The organism is Paenibacillus shenyangensis (assembly GCF_000346635.1).
Taxonomy (GTDB): domain Bacteria; phylum Bacillota; class Bacilli; order Paenibacillales; family Paenibacillaceae; genus Saccharibacillus; species Saccharibacillus dauci.
The window spans coordinates 1-1,217 of record NZ_AOIG01000052.1 but is presented as its reverse complement, the minus strand read 5'-3'; the positions used below and the strand labels follow the sequence as shown (position 1 = coordinate 1,217).

The 1,217-nt window shown below is 46.8% G+C and carries 2 protein-coding genes; both read right to left on the bottom strand.

Features of this window, described 5'->3' with window-relative positions:
- Window positions 1-40: 40 nt before the first annotated feature.
- A complete protein-coding gene (locus tag H065_RS0124710; RefSeq protein WP_152425991.1) occupies window positions 41-922 on the bottom strand; it encodes an IS3 family transposase in 882 nt (293 codons plus the stop codon).
- On the bottom strand, window positions 865-1,188 hold the full coding sequence (locus H065_RS0124705) for a helix-turn-helix domain-containing protein (RefSeq protein WP_017815782.1): 324 nt from the start codon (window positions 1,186-1,188) through the stop codon (window positions 865-867). The genes H065_RS0124710 and H065_RS0124705 overlap by 58 nt, the downstream gene beginning before the upstream one ends.
- Window positions 1,189-1,217 lie beyond the last annotated feature (29 nt).

Here is a 1,217-nt window from a genome sequence, read left to right as displayed (position 1 = left end):
TGGTCAAGCCCCTATTTTGTAGACAGTTAAAAAAGCCCCATCAAGCAAACTGGCGTCGGTACTCTACCGGCGTCAGTTTATTTAGTTTTCGTTGTGGTCGTTTGGTGTTGTAAAAGCGGATATAGGTTTCCATTCGCTTTTGCGCTTCTTTCCAGCTTCGGATAGAATAGAGGGAGAGTCCTTCGGTCTTTAACGAGGAGAAGAAACTCTCAATGGAGGCATTGTCATAACAATTCCCTCCACGAGACATGCTGATTTGGGCGCCAACCTTGGGCAGCATGTCGTGATACAGATGAGACGTGTACGGGGCTCCGCGGTCGCTATGAACGACCACGCCTGTCACGTCTTTTCGTTTGCGAAACGCCTTTTGAAACGTACGTTGCACCAGTTCTTTGTTGGGATGTTCGCCGATGGCGTATGCCACAATTTCGTTGTTGAAAAGATCTTTGACGGCAGACAGATATAACCAGCGCTCGCCGATGAGAACTTGCGTGATGTCCGTGACCCATTTTTCGTTCGGTCGGTGAGCGACAAAATTCTGGTTGAATACATTCTCAGCGATTCGTTCCGCCTTGTTGGTCGTGTACCTATACTGACGTTTTTTACGAATACGAGACTGAATGCCAAGGTTCTGCATGAGTCGAAGCACTTTTTTGTGATTCATCCACACGCCTTCGTCGTGCCACAGGAACAATTGTAATTGTCTGTAGCCGTAGATTCCCTTGTATTTGGTGTAGATTTTGCTTACGACTTGCTTATCCTCCACATCCCGGTCGATGGATTGCCGCTTCAACCAGGCGTAATAACCGCTTTTGGAGACACCAAACAGCTGGCAGAGCCGCTGAATCTGTCCCCGTTCGTTTACTAGTCGAATGAGCGAATACCGCGTCTTCGTTCCTCCTCCTTCCAGATTTTCAAGCACTTTTTTAGCAGTTCATTCTCTCGTTTTAATTGGTTCATCTGTCGATCTGAATCGATGTACGTCTCTCTTCGTCCTCGCTGATCGAGTAATCCAAACTCGCCTTGCTCCCGATATTTCCGCATCCATTTTTTGACCCGGTCTGCGTCGTGAATCTGCAAATGAGCTGTGATTTGACGATACGTCCAGGCCTCCTCGATATGTAAACGAATGGCTTCTTTCTTGAGTTCCAACGAATACTTTTTAAACTTCTGTCCTTTTTCTGTCATGAAAAATGCACCCCCAAATGTTCATTAGT